This window comes from Pseudomonas sp. WT-JTC (assembly GCF_056711565.1).
Genome location: NZ_CM160042.1, coordinates 2,336,535 through 2,355,602 on the forward strand (window position 1 = coordinate 2,336,535; position 19,068 = coordinate 2,355,602).

Below are 19,068 nucleotides of genomic sequence, written 5' to 3' on the forward strand. Positions count from 1 at the left end.
CCACAAACCACGGCGCATCTGCCCCGTCTTCGAATATGTCGTCGCTTTTGGAGCCTGTCCCTATATAGCGATATTGTGGTTTTGAACTGGCCTAATGATTTTGGACGCTTCATTCGGGCGTTATGCTTGCGAGGGCAGCTGCGTCCTGATTCCCGACAATGACCTGTACAACTCCTGCAAGGGTAGAGACCAAAAGGCACACGCTGCGAGTGCACCTTTCGCATCCTGCCACTGCCATTGGCGGCAGCCTTATCGGCGATCAGATCTCGCTGATATTGACCCAACGCTGTTCCCGTGCCGCCAATCGAATCGCCGTCGCCAGTCGCTCCACTTCCAGGGCTTGCTCGAAATCAGTGCCGGCTTGTCCTTGGCCGGCCAAGGCCATGATCAACTCATGCACTTCCAGCGTTTTCAACTCGTTGTAGCCCAGTTGATGCCCCGGCGCCGGACTGAACGCGGCATATCCGGGCAGGTTCGGCCCGGCCAGTAAGCGCTGGAAACCGTCCTGGCCGACACGGCACAGGCGTAACTCATTCAAACGCTCCTGATCGAATGACAGGGTCCCTTGGGTTCCACTGATCTCGAAACTCAGGTGATTCTTGTAGCCGTGCTTGAGCCAACTGCTGCTGAAGGTGCCACGTGCACCGTTGGCGAAGCGCAGCAAGGCATGGGCCTGATCGTCGACAGCAATGCTGCGCTGTTCCTGGCTACCGGCCGTGACCGGGCGCAGGCGGTGCACAGTCTGGGAATCGGCGCACACCGCTTCGACATTACCCAGCAGATGGCGCGCCATGGCGAGCAAGTGACTGCCCAGATCCGCCAGCGCCCCGCCGGCATGTCCGGCCTCGCAGCGCCACGACCAGGGGGACGCTGGATCGGCCATGAAGTCTTCGCTGAATTCGCCTTGAAAGCTGATGATTTCGCCGAGTTCACCGCTCTGAATCAACTCGCGCGCCAGGCCGATGATCGGGTTGTGCTGGTAGTTGTAGCCGACACGGGTGACCACGCCGGCATCCTTGGCCGCCAGGTACATGGCATTGGCCTGTTCAAGGTTCACCGCCAGCGGTTTTTCGCAGTACACCGGCTTGCCAGCGGCAATTGCGGCCATGGCCATCGGGTAGTGCAGGTGGTTGGGCGTGGTAATGGCGATCAGGGTGACCTTGGGATCGTCGATTAATTGCTGCCAGTCGCCATAGGCCTGCTCAAAACCCCAGGCAGTGGCGCATGCTTGCGCACGAACGGGATCGGCGTCAGCCAGGGCAGCGAGGCGAAGCGTGAAGGGCAGTTCGAATGCCGCACTGACGTTGCGAAAGGCCAGGGCATGGGCACGCCCCATGAAACCCGTGCCGATAAGTCCGATTCCGAGTTCGCGCATGACAGGATCCTTTGAATTCTTGTTTTCAGAGATCCAACTTATAGAATAAATATTCCCTAACATCAATTTTTAGAATAAAAATTTACAGCAGATCGCTGAATCGCTGCCGGTGAGTTGTGCGGGGAGCCGTAACGCCAGTGTCTCGGTCAGTCTTCGAACCCGACCTGCTCGTGAATCTCGTCGACCTTCAACTCCAGTCGATAGGCCACGGCGATAAACAGCGCCTGGCACAGGCACAGGGTCGCGCTCAATGAACGAAACGCAAACGAGCTGCCTTCGTTAACCAGCAGCAGGGTGTTGGCGCGCTTGGCCAGGGGCGAGAGATTGCTGTCGGTGATGATCAGGGTTTTCGCCTGATTATGCTGGGCGATGCGCAGGCAGTGCTGGGTTTCCTTGCCGTACGGCGTGAAGCTGATGGCGATCACCAGGTCGTTGGCGCGCACGCTGCGCATTTGCTCGCGGTAGCTGCCGCCGAGCCCCGACACCAGGTGAATGCGCTTGTTGGTGTGTTGCAGGTTGTAGACCAGGTAATCGGCTACCGCGAACGAGCGGCGCACACCGACCACGTAGATGTTGTCGGCATTGACCACCAGGTCCACTGCCTTGTCGAAGGCCTGGTCATCGAGTTCCAGCCCCAGTCGTTCGATGCCCGACAGGGTCGCGTTGATGCACTCGCGCGCCAGATCGCCACCGCTGGCTTTCTGCGACTTGTTGGCGATCATGCTGCGAATGCGTTGCTGGTAGTTCTGCATCGGGGTGGTTTTGTGGGTATACGCCTCGCGGAACAGCGCCTGCATTTCGCTGAAGCCGCTGAAGCCGAAACGTTGGGAAAACCGCACGATGGCCGACGGGTGTACTTCGCACTCGCGGGCGATGTCGCTGATGCGGTCGACCATGATCCGGTCGCTTTGCTGGCTCATGTAACTGGCGATGCGTTTGAGTTGGCGCGGCAGGCTTTCGTATTCCTGGGTGATCAGCTGCAGCAGACTCTCGGCATTGATCGGGGGGCTGGCAAGATCGCTCTCGGGCGTGCTCTCGGTCGAATCCGGCTGATCGGTGCGGGACATAGGGAATCCTTCTGGCTTGTTCTTGGCTTGTTCTTATAGCGACGATGTTTCACCGCGTCCCAGGACAATAGGTTGGCTGTGCGCAGTCTACAGGGTAGGCCCGAACAAAATCTTGAGCTTGCAGCAGTCAGCAGCTTGCTGAAACGATGCACTGCGTCTGGAACGCTTGTACTGAAGTTTATTGGAAAAAATATTCCACGTAAAAAATATTTGGAATAATTATTGATTGTTCGATCCCTGTCGTTTTAGTCTGCATCCACCAAGAGTGTTCGGCGCGGTCATCGTCCTGAACACAGGCTGATAAAAATAACAGGAGCCAGCATGGGCCAGACTCGTTTTGCCAGTGGACGTCAATTGGATCTGATTTGCCTGGGGCGCCTTGGCGTCGACCTTTATGCACAGCAGGTCGGGGCGCGGCTGGAGGATGTGAGCAGCTTCGCCAAATACCTCGGTGGATCGTCCGCCAACATCGCTTTCGGCACCGCTCGCCTGGGGCTGAAGTCAGCGATGCTGAGCCGGGTAGGGGACGACCACATGGGGCGTTTCCTGGTCGAGTCCCTGGCCCGCGAAGGCTGCGACACCAGCGCTATCAAGGTTGATCCGGAGCGCCTGACGGCGATGGTGTTGCTCGGCCTCAAGGACCGCGAAACCTTTCCTCTGGTGTTCTACCGCGAAAATTGCGCCGACATGGCGCTACGGGCCGAAGACATCAGTGAAGCCTTTATCGCCTCCAGCAAGGCCTTGCTGATCACCGGCACGCATTTCTCTACCGACGGCGTCTACAAGGCGAGCATCCAGGCACTGGACTATGCACAGAAGCATAACGTCAAACGGGTGCTGGACATCGACTACCGCCCGGTGCTCTGGGGTTTGGCTGGCAAGGCGGACGGTGAAACCCGTTTCGTCGCTGACCAGAACGTCAGTCAGCATGTGCAGAAAATCCTCCCGCGTTTCGATCTCATTGTCGGCACCGAAGAAGAGTTTCTGATTGCCGGTGGTTCCGGGGATTTGCTCACCGCGCTGCGCAATGTCCGTCGATTGAGCGACGCGACCCTGGTGATCAAGCTCGGCCCGCAAGGCTGCACGGTGATTCATGGAGAGATCCCGGCCCGTCTTGAAGACGGTGCGATTTATCCTGGCGTGCGTGTGGAGGTGCTTAACGTGCTGGGGGCCGGCGATGCCTTCATGTCGGGCTTCCTCAGCGGTTGGCTGGAGGACGCCAGCGATGAGCGCTGCTGCCAGCTGGCCAATGCCTGCGGTGGCCTGGTGGTGTCGCGCCATGCCTGCGCCCCGGCGATGCCGACCCGCGCCGAACTGGATTACCTGTTCAACAGCCCGGTACCGATTACGCGTCCGGATCAGGACGTAATGTTGCAACGCCTGCATCAGGTCAGCGTGCCGCGCAAACAGTGGAAGCAACTGTTCATCTTTGCGTTCGACCATCGCTGGCAATTGGTGGAGTTGGCCCATAAGGGCGGCCGTGACCTCAACTCCATCAGCGAGCTCAAGCAGCTTTTTATCCGGGCCGTGGAGCGGGTCGACGCCGATTTGCAAAAGCAAGGCATCGATGCCGATGTCGGGCTGCTGGCCGATCAACGTTTCGGCCAGGATTCACTGAACGCCGCCACCGGTCGCGGCTGGTGGGTGGCGCGGCCGGTCGAGGTACAAGGCTCCCGTCCGTTGGCCTTCGAACACGGGCGTTCGATCGGCAGCAACCTGATCGCCTGGCCACAAGAGCAGATCATCAAGTGCCTGGTGCAATTTCACCCCGATGACGAACCGTTACTGCGCCTGGAACAGGAGGCGCAGATCAAGGGTTTGTATCAGGCGTCCCAGGTCAGCGGTCATGAACTGCTGCTGGAAATCATCCCGCCCAAGGATCACCCCTCGACGCACCCGGACGTGTTGTATCGCGCCCTCAAACGCCTCTACAACCTGGGCATCTACCCGGCGTGGTGGAAGATCGAAGCGCAAAGCGCCGAGGAGTGGAAGCAACTCGACGAACTGATTCAGGAGCGTGATCCGTACTGCCGTGGTGTGGTGTTGCTGGGCTTGAATGCCCCGGCATCAGCGTTGGCCGAAGGCTTTCAACAGGCCAGCCAGAGCCGGACATGCCGTGGGTTCGCCGTGGGCCGGACGATTTTCCAGGAGCCCAGCCGCGCGTGGCTGGCCGGTGAGATCGACGATGAGGCGCTGATTCGACAGGTGCAGGGCACCTTCGTCGAATTGATCGATGCCTGGCGTACTGCCCGCGCTTGATGGAACACCGCGCGATCCCACAGGGGTGCAGCGCCAGACTTGATGGTTAATGTAAAAACAATAAAAGGTGCAGCCATGCCCGCTATCCGAATTGGCATCAACCCGATCTCCTGGAGCAACGACGACCTGCCGTCCCTCGGTGGCGAGACGCCATTGAGCACCGCCCTGAGCGAAGGCAAGGAAATCGGTTACGAAGGTTTTGAACTCAACGGAAAATTCCCCAAGGACGCCAAGGGCGTTGGCGATGTGCTGCGACCGTATGACCTGGCGCTGGTGTCCGGCTGGTATTCCAGTCGTCTGGCCCACCGCTCGGTGGCCGAGGAAATCGACGCCATCGGCAACCATGTCGAACTGCTGGCGAAGAACGGCGCCAAGGTGCTGGTCTATGGCGAGGTCGCGGACTCCATCCAGGGCCAGCGCATTCCCCTGGTCGAACGCCCGCGTTTTCACACCGAACAGGCCTGGCAGGAATACGCCGACAAGCTCACCGAGCTGGCGCGTTTCACCTTGTCCCAGGGCGTACGTCTGGCCTATCACCACCATATGGGCGCCTACGTCGAATCCCTGGCGGACATCGACAAACTGATGGCGTTGACCGGCAGCGAAGTCGGCCTGCTGTTCGATTCGGGCCATTGCTACATGGGCGGCGGTGAACCCTTGCAGATGCTGCGCAAACACATCTCACGCATCTGCCATGTGCATTTCAAGGACGTGCGCAAACCGGTGGTGCAGCTGGCGCGCAACAATCTGTGGAGCTTCCCGGACTGCATCATCAACGGCACCTTCACCGTGCCGGGAGATGGCGACATCGACTTCGCTGAGCTGCTCGACGTGCTGCTGGCGGCCGATTACCACGGCTGGCTGGTGGTCGAGGCCGAGCAGGACCCGGCGGTGGCCCCGAGCTACGCCTATGCCAAAAAAGGCTTCGACACCTTGCGCGCGCTGCTCGACGAGAGGACTGCACGATGAGCCTGCTGGTCAAAAGCAATGCCCGTGGCCGGACCATGGTCGAGTTGGGCAAAGGTGAGCTTGAATACGTCGGTTTCGCCGCTTACCGCTTGAGCCTCGGCGAAACCCTGCCGGTCGCTGCCGGTGACAAGGAACTGTGCCTGGTGCTGCTCAGCGGCCGGGTCAGCATCAAGGGTGAAGCGTCGGGGCAGGGCGCATTCGACTGGGACAACCTTGGCGATCGGCAGTCGGTGTTCGAAGACAAGTCTCCGGTCGCCGCGTACTTGCCGCCCGGCAGTCAAGCCCAGGTGGTCGCCCTGAGCGATGTGCAAATTGCCGTGTGCGCTGCGCCTGGTTCGACCACCGAAACCCTCGGCCCCCGCCTGATCAAACCTGAAACAATGAAACGCAGTGTGCGCGGCAAGGGCGCCAACACCCGTTACGTCTGCGACATCCTGCCGGACACCGAGCCGGCCCATTCGCTGCTGGTGGTGGAAGTGCGTACGCCCTCGGGGCACTCGTCGAGCTACCCGCCGCACAAGCACGACACCGACGATCTGCCGCACCAGAGCTTTCTCGAAGAAACCTATTACCACCAGATCAACCCGCCCCAGGGCTTCGTGTTCCAGCGGGTGTATACCGACGATCGCAGCATCGATCAGGCCATGGCCGTGGAAAACGGCGACCTGGTGGTCGTGCCCAAAGGCTATCACCCGGTCAGCGTGCCGTACGGCTACGCGTCGTATTACCTGAATGTGATGGCCGGTCCGAAACGCGTCTGGCAGTTCCATAACGATCCGCAGCACAGCTGGCTGCTGGATCTCTGAATTCCACTATCTGCACGGAGAGCAATAACGATGAGCGACGCCCCGGTAATCGGCCATTACATCGACGGTCAGGTGCAGGACAGCGGTAACGAGCGGCTCAGCAACGTCTTCAACCCGGCCACTGGCAGCGTGCAGGCGCGCGTCGGGCTGGCCAGCGACAAGACCGTGGACGAGGCGGTCGCCTCGGCCCTGAAAGCCTTTCCGGCCTGGTCCGAGCAATCGTCCCTGCGGCGCTCGCGGGTGATGTTCAAGTTCAAGGAGCTGCTCGATCGCCATCACGACGAACTGGCAGAAATCATCAGCCGCGAACACGGCAAGGTCTTTTCGGACGCCAAAGGCGAAGTCACCCGCGGCATCGAAATCGTCGAATACGCCTGCGGTGCGCCGAACCTGCTGAAGACCGAGTTCAGCGACAACATCGGTGGCGGCATCGACAACTGGAACCTGCGTCAGCCCCTGGGTGTTTGCGCCGGGGTGACGCCGTTCAACTTCCCCGTGATGGTGCCGCTGTGGATGATTCCGTTGGCGCTGGTTACCGGTAACTGCTTCATCCTCAAACCGTCCGAGCGCGATCCGTCCGCCAGTTTGCTGATGGCCCGCCTGCTGACCGAAGCCGGCTTGCCGGATGGTGTGTTCAACGTGGTCCAGGGTGACAAGACGGCGGTCGACGCCTTGCTGCAACACCCGGACATCGAGGCGATTTCGTTTGTCGGTTCGACGCCGATTGCCGAGTACATCCACCAGCAGGCGACCTCGCGCGGCAAGCGCGTGCAGGCGCTGGGCGGGGCGAAGAACCACATGATCGTCATGCCCGATGCCGATCTCGATCAAGCGGCGGATGCCTTGATTGGCGCCGCTTACGGCTCGGCGGGCGAGCGCTGCATGGCGATCTCGATTGCCGTCGCGGTCGGCGATGTCGGCGACCGGTTGATCGCCAAACTGCTGCCGCGTATCGATCAATTGAAAGTCGGCAATGGCCTGCTGGGTGACACCGACATGGGGCCGCTGGTCACTGCCGAACACAAGGCCAAGGTTGAAGGCTTCATCGATCAGGGCGTGGCCCAGGGTGCACAGCTGATCGTCGACGGCCGCCACTTCAAGGTGCCGGGGGCCGAGAATGGTTTCTTCGTCGGCGCGACACTGTTCGATAACGTCACGACCGAGATGAGCATTTATCAGCAGGAAATCTTCGGCCCGGTGCTGGGCATCGTTCGCGTGCCGGACTTTGCCAGCGCCGTGGCCCTGATCAACGCCCATGAATTCGGCAACGGCGTGTCCTGCTTCACCAGCGATGGCGGCATTGCTCGCTCGTTTGCCCGCAGCATCAAGGTGGGCATGGTCGGTATCAACGTACCGATTCCGGTGCCCATGGCCTGGCACTCGTTCGGCGGCTGGAAGCGCTCGCTGTTCGGTGATCACCACGCATACGGCGAAGAAGGCATCCGCTTCTACAGCCGCTACAAAAGCGTGATGCAACGCTGGCCCGACAGTATCGCCAAGGGCCCTGAATTCAGCATGCCAACGGCCAAATAATTCACCTGTGCGGAGAACAACAATAATGAGCAAACCCCTGCGTTTCGCCCTGAACCGTATGGTTGCCCCACGTTTGTCCCTGCCCGCGTTCATCGAGTTGGCGGTGACCCTGAAGGCGGACGCCATCGAGATCCGCAACGACCTCAAAGGCGTCGAGATCGAGGACGGCACCGCGCCCGAGCGTGTGCGCGAGTTGTGCGCAGCCAAAGGCATCACCGTGCTGTCGATCAACGCGCTGTATCCGTTTGATGTGTGGAGTGACGAGCGCCGTGCGCAAACCTTGAAGCTCGCTGCCTATGCCAGGGACTGTGGCGCCCAAGGGCTGGTCATGTGCCCGTTGAACGATCGTGCCGACCTGCGTACCGAAGCCGAGCGCGCTTCAGGCCTGCGCACGGCATTGAGTCAGCTGGCGCCGATCCTGCGCGATCACGGCATCCTCGGTTTCATCGAGCCGCTGGGTTTCGAAGAATGTTCGCTGCGCCGCAAACGCACGGCCGTCGATGCGATCAAGGTCATCGGCGGGCTGGATGTGTTCCGCCTGGTGCATGACACCTTTCACCATCACCTGGCCAGCGAGCATGAGTTCTTTCCCGAGCTGACCGGGCTGGTGCACATCTCCGGCGTCGAGGATGCCGAGGCGCCGCTGGCGACCATTCGTGACGGCCATCGGGTGCTGGTGGGCGAGGGTGACATTCTCGGCAACGCGGCACAAATCGACACCTTGCTCAGCAGCGGCTACAGCGGCTACCTGTCGTTCGAACCCTTTGCTGACAGCGTCCATGGCCTGACAGATATCGAACGGGCGATCGGCGCGAGCATGGATCACCTGCAGAAATCTCAAGGTTGATGGAGATCCCCTGTGGGAGCGGGCTTGCCCGCGATGACGGCAGCACATTCAAGATTGATGTGTCAGGTAGATCGCTATCGCGGGCAAGCCCGCTCCCACAGTGATTGGTTTTCACCGCACACCCCGGATTCGGCCTCAAAGGAAGGTGCAAGCATGACCACAACAAGACTGACCATGGCCCAGGCCCTGGTGAAATTCCTCGACAACCAGTACATCGAGGTCGATGGGGTTCAGAGCAAGTTCGTCGCCGGGATCTTTACCATCTTCGGCCACGGCAACGTGCTGGGCCTGGGGCAGGCCCTGGAGCAAGACAGCGGTGACCTGATCGTCCATCAGGGCCGCAATGAGCAAGGCATGGCTCACGCGGCGATCGGTTTCGCCAAACAACACCTGCGGCGCAGGATCTACGCCTGTACTTCATCCGTGGGGCCAGGTGCGGCGAACATGTTGACCGCTGCCGCCACCGCGACAGCCAACCGCATTCCATTGCTTTTGTTGCCCGGTGATGTCTACGCCTGTCGCCAACCGGACCCGGTGCTGCAACAGATCGAGCAGTTCCACGACCTGAGTATCAGCACCAACGATGCATTCAAGGCTGTGAGCAAATACTGGGATCGCATCAACCGTCCCGAGCAACTGATGACGGCGGCAATCCACGCCATGCGTGTGCTCACCGATCCGGCCGAAACCGGCGCCGTGACCCTGGCCTTGCCGCAGGACGTGCAGGCCGAGGCGTACGACTATCCCGATTACTTCCTGCAAAAACGCGTGCACCGCATCGAGCGTCGTCCAGTCACCGAGGCCATGCTGGGTGATGCGCTGGCGCTGTTCAAAGGCAAGCGCAAACCGCTGGTTATTTGCGGTGGCGGGGTCAAGTACTCTGGCGCCAACAGCGCGTTGCAAGCGTTTGCCGAGCGCTTCGATATTCCCTTCGCCGAAACCCAGGCGGGCAAGAGTGCGCTGGTGTCCAGCCATCCGCTGAACGTCGGAGGCATTGGTGAAACCGGTTGCCTGGCGGCGAACCTGTTGGCCAGGGATGCTGATCTGATCATCGGTATCGGCACCCGTTACAGCGATTTCACCACCGCTTCGAAATCCTTGTTCAAACACCCCGAGGTTCAGTTCCTCAATCTTAATATCAGTCCCTGCGACGTTCTGAAACTCGACGGGGTGCAACTGCTGGCCGACGCCAAAACCGGCTTGAACGCCTTGGCTGATGCCCTGGGTGACTATCGCTCCAGTTGGGGTGATCAGCCGCGTCAGGCCAAGGCGCAACTGGATGAAGAAGTCGATCGCATCTATCAGGTGGAGTATCAGGCAAAGGATTTCGTCCCGGAAATCAACGACCACATGGACCCGGCCGTCCTGCGCGAATTCATCGAACTGACCGGTTCCTGCCTGACCCAGAGCCGCGTGCTCGGCGTGCTCAATGAAACCCTGGCGGACGACGCAGTGATCGTCGCCGCTGCCGGCAGCCTGCCTGGCGACTTGCAGCGCAGTTGGCGCAGCAAGGGTGTGAACACCTACCACGTCGAGTACGGCTATTCCTGCATGGGGTACGAGGTCAACGCCGCGTTGGGTGTGAAGCTCGCCGAGCCGGAGCGTGAGGTCTATGCGCTGGTCGGCGACGGCTCTTACATGATGCTGCACTCGGAGCTGGCGACCTCGATTCAGGAACGACGCAAGATCAACGTGGTGTTGCTCGACAACATGACCTTCGGTTGCATCAACAACCTGCAGATGGGCAACGGCATGGACAGCTTCGGCACCGAGTTCCGGTTCCGCAACCCGCAAACCGGCAAGCTCGACGGCGGGTTCGTGCCGGTGGATTTCGCCATGAGCGCAGCGGCTTATGGCTGCAAGACCTACAAGGTGACCACGGTCGAAGAACTGAAGGCGGCATTGGCCGATGCGCGCTTGCAGACGGTGTCGACGCTGATCGACATCAAGGTGCTGCCCAAAACTATGATTCACGGCTACCTGTCGTGGTGGCGGGTCGGCGTGGCGCAAGTCTCCACCAGCGCCCGCACCGAGGCGGTGGCCAAGACCCTGAATGAACGACTGGCCAAAGCCCGTCAGTACTGATTGCCCTGAACGAACAGCAACAAATCTAGGAGTCATTAAATGTCTTTGAAGCTTGGCGTCATCGGTACCGGGGCCATCGGCCAGGATCACATTCGTCGTTGCAGCCAGACCTTGCTCAATAGTCAGGTCGTCGCTGTAACCGACATCAACTTGCAGCAAGCCGCGAAGGTCGTTTCCGACCTGAAACTGACCGCCGAGGTCTATCCCGACGGCCACGCGTTGATCAAAGCGCCGGAGGTTGAAGCGATCCTCGTCACCTCCTGGGGCCCGAGCCACGAAGAGTTCGTATTGGCCGCGATTGCCGCTGGTAAGCCGGTGTTCTGCGAGAAGCCGCTGGCGGTCACCGCTGAAGGCTGCCGCAAAATCGTCGAGGCCGAAGTGGCCTACGGCAAACGCTTGGTCCAGGTCGGTTTCATGCGCCCGTATGACGAAGGTTATCGGGCACTGAAGGCCGTGATCGACAGTGGTCAGATTGGCGAGCCATTGATGTTGCACTGCGCGCACCGCAACCCGACCGTGGGTGAAAACTACAAGACCGACATGGCGATCACCGACACGCTGATCCATGAGCTGGACGTGTTGCGCTGGTTGCTCGACGACGATTACGTGTCAGTGCAAGTGGTGTTCCCACGCAAGAGCAGCAAGGCGCTCGCGCATTTGAAAGACCCGCAGATCGTGCTGCTGGAAACCGCCAAGGGCACGCGCATCGACGTGGAAGTCTTCGTCAATTGCCAGTACGGCTACGACATCCAGTGCGAAGTGGTGGGGGAGACCGGCATCGCCAAGCTGCCGGAGCCGTCCCAGGTTCAACTGCGTAGCGGGGCGAAGCTGTCCAACGCGATTCTGATGGACTGGAAGGATCGGTTCATCGCGGCGTATGACGTTGAGTTGCAGGCGTTCATCGATGGCGTGCGCGCCGGGCAGGTTGGCGGGCCTTCGGCGTGGGATGGCTTCGCAGCGGCGGTGGCGGCGGATGCGTGCATCGAGGCGCAGAACAGCGGAGCGATTGTCAAAGTTGCACTCCCTGATCGCCCCCGCTTCTACGGCTAACCGCAATACCTGTGGGAGCGGGCTTGCTCGCGAAAGCGGTCCTTCAGTCGACAAAGATGTTGCCTGACACACCGCCTTCGCGAGCAAGCCCGCTCCCACAGGGTTCGCGTTCTATAAGGAGAATTCTTTCATGCGTATCGGACTTGTCGGTTACGGCCATGGCGGCCGGTTTTTCCATGCTCCGCTGATCAGCAGTTTGCCGGGTGCAACCTTCGTCGGTGTGGTTACCCGTTCAACGGAGCGGCGCCAGTTGCTGGCGGCAGAACACCCCGGCGTGCCGGCCTTCGACAGCATCGGCCAACTGGTCGAAGCCGAGGTTGATGTGCTGGTGGTGTCCACGCCGCTCAAAGGTCGCCCGGCGCTGGTGCTCGACGCCATCGAACACAATGTTGCGGTGGTCAGCGACAAGCCGTTCGCCGCCGACGCGCAACAGGCGCAAACCTTGATCACCATGGCCGAGCGCCAGGGTGTGCAACTGAGCGTCTACCAGAACCGGCGTTGGGACTCGGACTTTCTCACCGTGCGCAAACTCATCGAGTCCGGTGCGCTGGGCCAGGTCACCCGCTTCGAATCGCGAATCGAACGCTATTCGCCATCGTCGGTGAACAACGGCAGTGGCGGCGGTTTCCTGCGCGATCTGGGTAGCCATCTGGTGGATCAGGCGCTGCTGCTTTTCGGCCCCGTCACTCGGGTGTACGCCGAACTGGATTACGTCGAAAAAGGCCAGGTCTTCGACAACGGCTTCTTTATGTCCCTGGTTCACGTCAACGGCGTGACCTCGCACCTGGGTGGCAGTTGCCTGCAAAACACTCCCGGCCCGCGCTTTCGCGTGACCGGAACTCAGGGTTGCTACAGCGTCGATGGCCTGGACGGGCAGGAGGCGTCGGTGCTCGCCGGGCTCACACCGAAATCCGAAGGTGAACGCTGGGGCGTGGAAGAGCATCGCCGCTGGGGCTGGTTCGAACAGGGCGAAGTGCGCGAAAGGGTTTCCTCCGAGCGCGGTTGCTGGAATCAGTTCTATTTACAGCTGCAAACCGCATTGCAGAGCGGTGGCCCAATGCCTGTGGACGCCCGTGATGCACTGGCGACCACCCGTGTGCTAGACGCTGCGCGGCTGAGTGCCGAGCGCCATCAGGTGGTGCAATTGAGCCCACTCGAACGTCAATGAACAAAATCATAATAAAATTCTAAAATGAGTTGATATGGAAAATATTTTCCAATAAAGTCATTTCCAGTGAGCTGCCTCGCTCCCGGTTCCGACTCTTTTCCCGCTTGTCCGCTTACTGAAATCGTCACGCCTTATCCATAAAAACCAACAAGAATGTGGAGAAAGACTTTTCATGAAGACCAAGATCCGTTTCGCCTCACTCGCCTTGTCCCTGATGTTCGCCAGTGGTGCCGCACTCGCTGACATGAAGATCGGCGTCAGCATGTCGCAGTTCGATGACACCTGGCTGACCTACCTGCGCGAATCCATGGACACAAAAGCCAAATCCTATCCCGATGGCGTCAAGCTGCAGTTCGAAGACGCGCGCAGCGACGTGGTCCGGCAGTTGAGCCAGGTGGAAAGCTTCATCAGTCAGAAGGTCGACGCCATTGTGGTCAACCCGGTGGATACCGCCGCGACCAAGAAAATCACTGAATCGGCGGTCAAGGCCGGCATTCCGCTGGTGTACGTCAACCGCCGTCCCGATGACCTGAACCTGCCCAAAGGCGTGGTCACCGTCGCCTCCAACGACCTGGAGGCGGGGCAGATGCAGATGCAATACCTGGCCGACAAAATGGGCGGCAAGGGCGACATCGTGATTCTGCTGGGCGACCTGGCGAACAACTCCACCACCAACCGTACCAAGGGCGTCAAAGAGGTGTTGGCCAAGTACCCCAACATCAAGATCGAGCAAGAGCAAACCGGCATCTGGTTGAGGGACAAGGGCATGACCCTGGTCAACGACTGGCTGACACAGGGCCGCAAGTTCGATGCGGTCGTCTCCAACAACGACGAGATGGCCATCGGTGCCGCGATGGCTCTGCAACAGGCCGGAGTGGAAAAGGGCAGTATTCTGATCGCCGGTGTCGACGGTACGCCTGACGGTTTGAACGCCGTGAAGAAGGGGTCTCTGGTCGTCTCTGTGTTTCAGGACGCCAAGGGTCAGGCAGACGGTTCGATCGAGACAGCAGTGAAAATGGCCAAAAACGAGCCGGTCGAGCCGGCCGTATGGGTACCGTATCGCTTGATCACGCTGCAAAACGTTGACCAGTTCAAATAGTCCGTCCGTTCAATAACAACAATAAACACGCAAGGTGGCAACCGCGACCTTGCTGATGGAGTACCTGATCATGTTCGCTTCAGCGACTGCTTCGAGCACCCCGTTGATGGGGGGGCAGCCAACCGCAATACCTGTCGATGAGCCGTACCTGTTGGAGATCGTCAACGTCAGCAAGGGATTCCCCGGGGTGGTGGCCTTGTCCGACGTACAACTGCGGGTACGCCCCGGTTCCGTGCTGGCCCTGATGGGCGAGAACGGCGCTGGCAAATCCACCTTGATGAAAATCATCGCCGGCATCTACCAGCCGGACGCCGGCGAACTGCGCCTGCGGGGCAAGCCGGTGGTGTTCGAAACGCCCCTGGCGGCGCTGCAGGCCGGGATCGCGATGATCCATCAGGAGCTCAACCTGATGCCGCACATGAGCATCGCCGAGAACATCTGGATTGGCCGTGAGCAGCTCAACGCTTTCCACATGATCGACCACCGGGAAATGCACCGTTGCACGGCGAAGCTGCTGGAGCGCCTGCGCATCAACCTTGATCCGGAAGAACAGGTCGGCAACCTGAGCATCGCCGAACGGCAGATGGTCGAGATCGCCAAGGCAGTGTCCTACGATTCCGACATCCTGATCATGGACGAACCGACCTCGGCCATCACCGACAAGGAAGTCGCCCACCTGTTTTCGATCATTGCCGACCTCAAGCGCCAGGGCAAAGGCATCATCTATATCACCCACAAAATGAATGAGGTGTTCAGCATCGCCGACGAAGTGGCAGTGTTCCGCGACGGCGCCTACATCGGCCTGCAACGGGCCGACAGCATGGACGGCGACAGCCTGATTTCGATGATGGTCGGGCGTGAACTGAGCCAGTTATTCCCGGTGCGCGAGACGCCGATCGGCGATCTGCTGCTGTCGGTACGCGACCTCAAGCTCGATGGCATTTTCAAGGACGTTTCCTTCGATCTGCATGCCGGCGAGATCCTCGGCATTGCCGGGTTGATGGGCTCGGGACGGACCAACATCGCCGAGGCGATCTTTGGCATCACCCCGAGCGACGGTGGCGAGATTCGCCTCGACGGTGAAGTGGTGCGCATTACCGATCCGCACATGGCCATCGAGAAGGGGTTCGCCCTGTTGACCGAGGATCGCAAGCTCAGCGGCCTGTTCCCGTGCCTGTCGGTGCTGGAGAATATGGAGATGGCGGTGCTGCCGCACTACGCCGGCCACGGTTTCATCCAGCAAAAAGCCCTGCGCGCCCTGTGCGAAGACATGTGCAAGAAGTTGCGGGTGAAAACCCCGTCGCTCGAGCAATGCATCGACACGCTGTCCGGCGGTAATCAGCAGAAGGCCTTGCTGGCGCGCTGGCTGATGACCAATCCACGAATCCTGATTCTCGACGAGCCGACCCGCGGCATCGATGTCGGCGCCAAGGCCGAGATCTACCGGCTTATCTCCTACCTCGCCAGCGAAGGCATGGCGGTGATCATGATTTCCTCGGAGCTGCCGGAAGTACTCGGCATGAGTGATCGGGTCATGGTCATGCATGAGGGCGACCTGATGGGCACCCTCGACCGCAGCGAAGCGACTCAGGAGCGAGTGATGCAACTGGCCTCGGGCATGTCCGTGGTTCACTAATGGATGCCGGCGCTGGCTCGGCCAGCGTCGACGATGCGATAGAAGGGTGAGTGGTTATGAACGCGATACTGGAAAACAAGCCAGCAACGGCACCGGTCAAGAGTCGTCGGCGCTTTCCGACCGAGCTGAGCATCTTCCTGGTGCTGATCGGCATCGGCCTGGTGTTCGAAATGTTCGGCTGGATCGTGCGCGACCAGAGCTTCCTGATGAACTCCCAGCGGCTGGTCTTGATGATCCTGCAAGTGTCGATCATTGGCCTGCTGGCAATTGGCGTGACCCAGGTGATCATCACCACCGGCATCGACCTGTCGTCGGGCTCGGTGCTGGCCTTATCGGCGATGATCGCTGCCAGCCTGGCGCAGACCTCGGATTTCGCTCGGGCAGTATTCCCGTCTCTGACCGACTTGCCGGTGTGGATTCCAGTGATTGTCGGGCTCGGTGTCGGGCTGCTGGCGGGGGCAATCAACGGCAGTATCATTGCGATCACCGGGATTCCACCGTTCATTGCCACCTTGGGCATGATGGTCTCGGCCCGTGGCCTGGCGCGTTACTACACCGAAGGCCAGCCGGTGAGCATGCTATCGGATTCCTACACGGCCATCGGTCACGGCGCGATGCCGGTGATCATTTTCCTGGTGGTGGCGGTGATCTTCCACATCGCGCTGCGCTACACCAAGTACGGCAAATACACCTACGCCATCGGCGGCAACATGCAGGCGGCGCGTACGTCCGGTATCAACGTCAAACGCCATCTGGTCATCGTCTACAGCATCGCCGGGTTGCTGGCGGGACTGGCGGGCGTGGTCGCTTCGGCCCGTGCTGCCACCGGGCAGGCCGGGATGGGCATGTCCTATGAACTGGATGCGATTGCCGCAGCGGTTATCGGCGGTACCAGCCTGGCGGGCGGGGTGGGGCGCATCACCGGCACCGTCATCGGTGCACTGATCCTTGGGGTGATGGCCAGCGGGTTCACTTTCGTCGGGGTCGATGCCTACATCCAGGACATCATCAAGGGCCTGATCATCGTAGTCGCGGTGGTTATCGACCAATACCGTAACAAGCGCAAACTCAAGCGCTGAATTTGACTGCAAAAACAGCGAGGGCCAGTTCTGGCTCTCGCTTTGCATTACCCCCCATCACGTATTGAAGTAAAACTGGAAACTGCTTGCCATCGATTCCAGGCTATCAACTGGGGGATCGGGCGGCACCGTTGGCGGAATCTCCCTCAGCAATCATCTGCTTGAGGCATTCACGCTCTTCAGCTCCGGGTAGCACTCCGGTCGTAGTCGCCTCCAGCACTGTGATTCCCTCTGCGTTGAGTATTCTGACCTCGGCTTTTGCGTGACCGCGTTCATCGATGTCAGTGATGAGCCAGTGGCAGGTGATCTGTTCTCCCGCATACACCGGTCGTTTGAATGCGAAAGTCATCCCGGTTGCCAGCCAACCGATTTGCCCGCCAATTTCGGTGACGAGGCTGGCTGTCAGAAGTCCGTGGGCGATGGGCTCCTTGAACCTGCATATCACGGCGTAGCGCGTATCACAGTGAACCGGATTGTAGTCTCGTGAAATCTGCGCGAATTGACGAATATCGTCATCTGAAAAGCAGCGGACTATCGTGAAGCGGTCTCTGACCTGGAGGCCTTCGGCAGTGCGTTCTCTCGGACTCTTCATAACGACTTCCTGGCTAAAAAGTGTGTTCGGGGCCAGGAAATGTTCCTGCCTCCACCTCAAGTGCAAAATCCCTTGCCGCGGTGTGAAGTACCGAACGAAGGTCGGCGTACTGTTTGACGAATCGCGGCATGCGGCCGGTGCGTAGTCCAGTCATGTCCTGCCAGACCAGAACCTGAGCGTCGCACTGGTTGCCAGCGCCAATCCCGACGGTCGGAATTGAAATCGCTTCGGTGATCGCTCGACCTACATTACCCGGCACCATTTCGATCAAGATAGCGAATGCGCCAGCTGCTTCTAACGCTTTGGCACTGTCTATCAGTCGCTGCGCGTCCTCACCCCGGCCCTGAACGCGATAGCCACCTAATTGATGCTCCTGCTGTGGTGTGAAGCCGATGTGCGCCATGACGGGTATGCCTGAACTGGCGAGTTTCTCGACTTGAGGTAGTACTTCGATCCCCCCCTCAAGTTTGACCGCATGCGCACCGGCCTCTTTCATGAATCGCACGGCAGTGTGGAAGCATTGCTCCACCGAGCCCTGGTAAGAGCCGAAAGGAAGGTCGGCAATCACCAGTGCCCGTTGAGTCGAGCTGGTGACGGCGCGAACCAGAGGGATCAGTTCGTCAACGGTGACGGATAACGTGGACTCGTTGCCATAAACGTTGTTGGAGGCCGAGTCGCCTACCAGCAGGACGGGTATTCCGGCTTCTTCGAAAATGGCTGCGCTGTACATGTCATACGCGGTGAGCATTGCCCATTTCTGGCCCTCCACTTTCATCTGTTTCAGGTGCGGTATTCGGATGCGTGTCGTCTGCCGGGCGAGAGGGGTGTTGCCATAGGGTGAAGGCTGATCGTTCATGGGAGGCTCGTTGAAGGTGAATTAACCCAGCAGTTGTTCGGCAAACAGAGCCACTGCGATGAGGATCATGGCCGCTCCAGAAAAACGACTGACCAGGCGTGCGGCGGCCGGGCGTGCCCGAAGAACAACCTGCGAGCCAAATCCGACCAGAAGGTAGATCACGCCACAACTGAAAGTGTGGACGAGCCCGAGTGCAATCATCTGCATCGGTACAGGCCAGGGTGCAGTGGCGTCGGCAAATTGAGGCAGGAGCGCCAGGAACAGCAGAAACACTTTTGGATTCAGCCCGCTGACGCAAAGCCCTTTGAGCGCCCAGCGCTTCCATGAGCCTGACGCCTGAACCTCATCCGCGTGCGGTGTGGCGGGGCGCACGAGCATGTTGATACCCAGCCAAAGCAGGTAACCCGCCCCGGTAATCGTTAGCACGGACATGGCCACGGGGTGGTTGGCGACCAGAGTGCCAACACCGCCGGCTACCACCATTGTGGCGATCAAGTGGCCGGACAACAGTCCGCCGACAGCGGGTATGACGACTCGATGCTTCAAACCGGCCGATATCGCGTAGGCCCAATCGGCTCCGGGTGTGATGACGAACAAAATCGACACCGCCCAGAAGGCAACAAAAACACTGAAGGTCATGGCGTCAC

At 59.9% G+C, this 19,068-nt stretch carries 16 protein-coding genes; 11 read left to right on the forward strand and 5 right to left on the reverse strand.

Annotated elements, in window-relative coordinates; translation table 11 throughout:
* Positions 1 to 259: 259 nt before the first annotated feature.
* Both AC06G5_RS10715 and AC06G5_RS10720 read right to left on the reverse strand, forming a co-directional pair.
* Positions 260 to 1,375 (reverse strand): Gfo/Idh/MocA family protein, encoded by a 1,116-nt coding sequence (locus AC06G5_RS10715; RefSeq protein ID WP_413421301.1) that lies wholly within the window; start codon positions 1,373 to 1,375, stop codon positions 260 to 262.
* Positions 1,376 to 1,521: 146 nt separating this feature from the next.
* The gene (locus AC06G5_RS10720) at positions 1,522 to 2,442 is read right to left on the reverse strand and encodes a MurR/RpiR family transcriptional regulator (protein WP_480459432.1); all 921 of its coding nucleotides are present in this window, start codon (positions 2,440 to 2,442) and stop codon (positions 1,522 to 1,524) included.
* A gap of 321 nt (positions 2,443 to 2,763) precedes the next feature.
* Here AC06G5_RS10720 and AC06G5_RS10725 point away from each other — a divergent pair, with 321 nt between their 5' ends.
* The 11 genes from AC06G5_RS10725 to AC06G5_RS10775 all read left to right on the forward strand — a co-directional run bounded on the left by AC06G5_RS10725 (position 2,764) and on the right by AC06G5_RS10775 (position 16,973).
* Positions 2,764 to 4,701 carry a bifunctional 5-dehydro-2-deoxygluconokinase/5-dehydro-2-deoxyphosphogluconate aldolase gene (locus AC06G5_RS10725; RefSeq protein ID WP_413705203.1) on the forward strand — a complete coding sequence of 646 codons (1,938 nt, stop codon included), beginning with the start codon at positions 2,764 to 2,766 and terminating at the stop codon, positions 4,699 to 4,701.
* A gap of 75 nt (positions 4,702 to 4,776) precedes the next feature.
* Complete coding sequence (iolE, locus tag AC06G5_RS10730) at positions 4,777 to 5,670, forward strand: myo-inosose-2 dehydratase (protein ID WP_480459433.1); 894 nt, start codon at positions 4,777 to 4,779, stop codon at positions 5,668 to 5,670.
* Positions 5,667 to 6,476 (forward strand): 5-deoxy-glucuronate isomerase, encoded by an 810-nt coding sequence (gene iolB, locus AC06G5_RS10735; protein WP_480459434.1) that lies wholly within the window; start codon positions 5,667 to 5,669, stop codon positions 6,474 to 6,476. Before iolE ends, iolB begins: the two co-directional genes overlap by 4 nt.
* 30 nt (positions 6,477 to 6,506) lie before the next feature.
* Positions 6,507 to 8,009 carry a CoA-acylating methylmalonate-semialdehyde dehydrogenase gene (locus AC06G5_RS10740; RefSeq protein ID WP_413421311.1) on the forward strand — a complete coding sequence of 501 codons (1,503 nt, stop codon included), beginning with the start codon at positions 6,507 to 6,509 and terminating at the stop codon, positions 8,007 to 8,009.
* 25 nt (positions 8,010 to 8,034) lie between these two features.
* Complete coding sequence (locus AC06G5_RS10745; RefSeq protein ID WP_413421313.1) at positions 8,035 to 8,856, forward strand: TIM barrel protein; 822 nt, start codon at positions 8,035 to 8,037, stop codon at positions 8,854 to 8,856.
* Positions 8,857 to 9,009: 153 nt separating this feature from the next.
* A complete protein-coding gene (gene iolD, locus AC06G5_RS10750) occupies positions 9,010 to 10,941 on the forward strand; it encodes a 3D-(3,5/4)-trihydroxycyclohexane-1,2-dione acylhydrolase (decyclizing) (protein ID WP_413421315.1) in 1,932 nt (643 codons plus the stop codon).
* Positions 10,942 to 10,980: 39 nt separating this feature from the next.
* Positions 10,981 to 11,991 carry a bifunctional inositol 2-dehydrogenase/D-chiro-inositol 1-dehydrogenase gene (gene iolG / locus AC06G5_RS10755; protein WP_413705199.1) on the forward strand — a complete coding sequence of 337 codons (1,011 nt, stop codon included), beginning with the start codon at positions 10,981 to 10,983 and terminating at the stop codon, positions 11,989 to 11,991.
* 130 nt (positions 11,992 to 12,121) lie between these two features.
* Positions 12,122 to 13,159: a Gfo/Idh/MocA family protein gene (locus tag AC06G5_RS10760; protein ID WP_413705198.1), complete on the forward strand. Its 1,038-nt coding sequence runs from the start codon at positions 12,122 to 12,124 to the stop codon at positions 13,157 to 13,159.
* A gap of 172 nt (positions 13,160 to 13,331) precedes the next feature.
* A complete protein-coding gene (locus tag AC06G5_RS10765; RefSeq protein WP_007994285.1) occupies positions 13,332 to 14,258 on the forward strand; it encodes a sugar ABC transporter substrate-binding protein in 927 nt (308 codons plus the stop codon).
* A 70-nt stretch (positions 14,259 to 14,328) separates the two neighbouring features.
* Positions 14,329 to 15,894, forward strand: coding sequence for a sugar ABC transporter ATP-binding protein (locus AC06G5_RS10770; RefSeq protein WP_480459435.1), 1,566 nt, complete (start codon positions 14,329 to 14,331; stop codon positions 15,892 to 15,894).
* 56 nt (positions 15,895 to 15,950) lie between these two features.
* Entirely contained in the window at positions 15,951 to 16,973 is a 1,023-nt protein-coding gene (locus AC06G5_RS10775) for an ABC transporter permease (protein ID WP_057396421.1), read from the forward strand.
* 106 nt (positions 16,974 to 17,079) lie between these two features.
* Here the strand turns inward: AC06G5_RS10775 and AC06G5_RS10780 are convergent, their stop codons facing one another.
* The 3 genes from AC06G5_RS10780 to AC06G5_RS10790 are packed head-to-tail and all read right to left on the reverse strand — an operon-like array spanning position 17,080 to position 19,060.
* On the reverse strand, positions 17,080 to 17,565 hold the full coding sequence (locus tag AC06G5_RS10780; RefSeq protein ID WP_480459436.1) for a MaoC family dehydratase: 486 nt from the start codon (positions 17,563 to 17,565) through the stop codon (positions 17,080 to 17,082).
* Between the two features lie 13 nt (positions 17,566 to 17,578).
* Positions 17,579 to 18,421 (reverse strand): 3-methyl-2-oxobutanoate hydroxymethyltransferase, encoded by an 843-nt coding sequence (gene panB / locus AC06G5_RS10785; protein WP_480459438.1) that lies wholly within the window; start codon positions 18,419 to 18,421, stop codon positions 17,579 to 17,581.
* A 21-nt stretch (positions 18,422 to 18,442) separates the two neighbouring features.
* The gene (locus tag AC06G5_RS10790) at positions 18,443 to 19,060 is read right to left on the reverse strand and encodes a LysE family translocator (RefSeq protein WP_413421328.1); all 618 of its coding nucleotides are present in this window, start codon (positions 19,058 to 19,060) and stop codon (positions 18,443 to 18,445) included.
* Between the last annotated feature and the right edge of the window lie 8 nt (positions 19,061 to 19,068).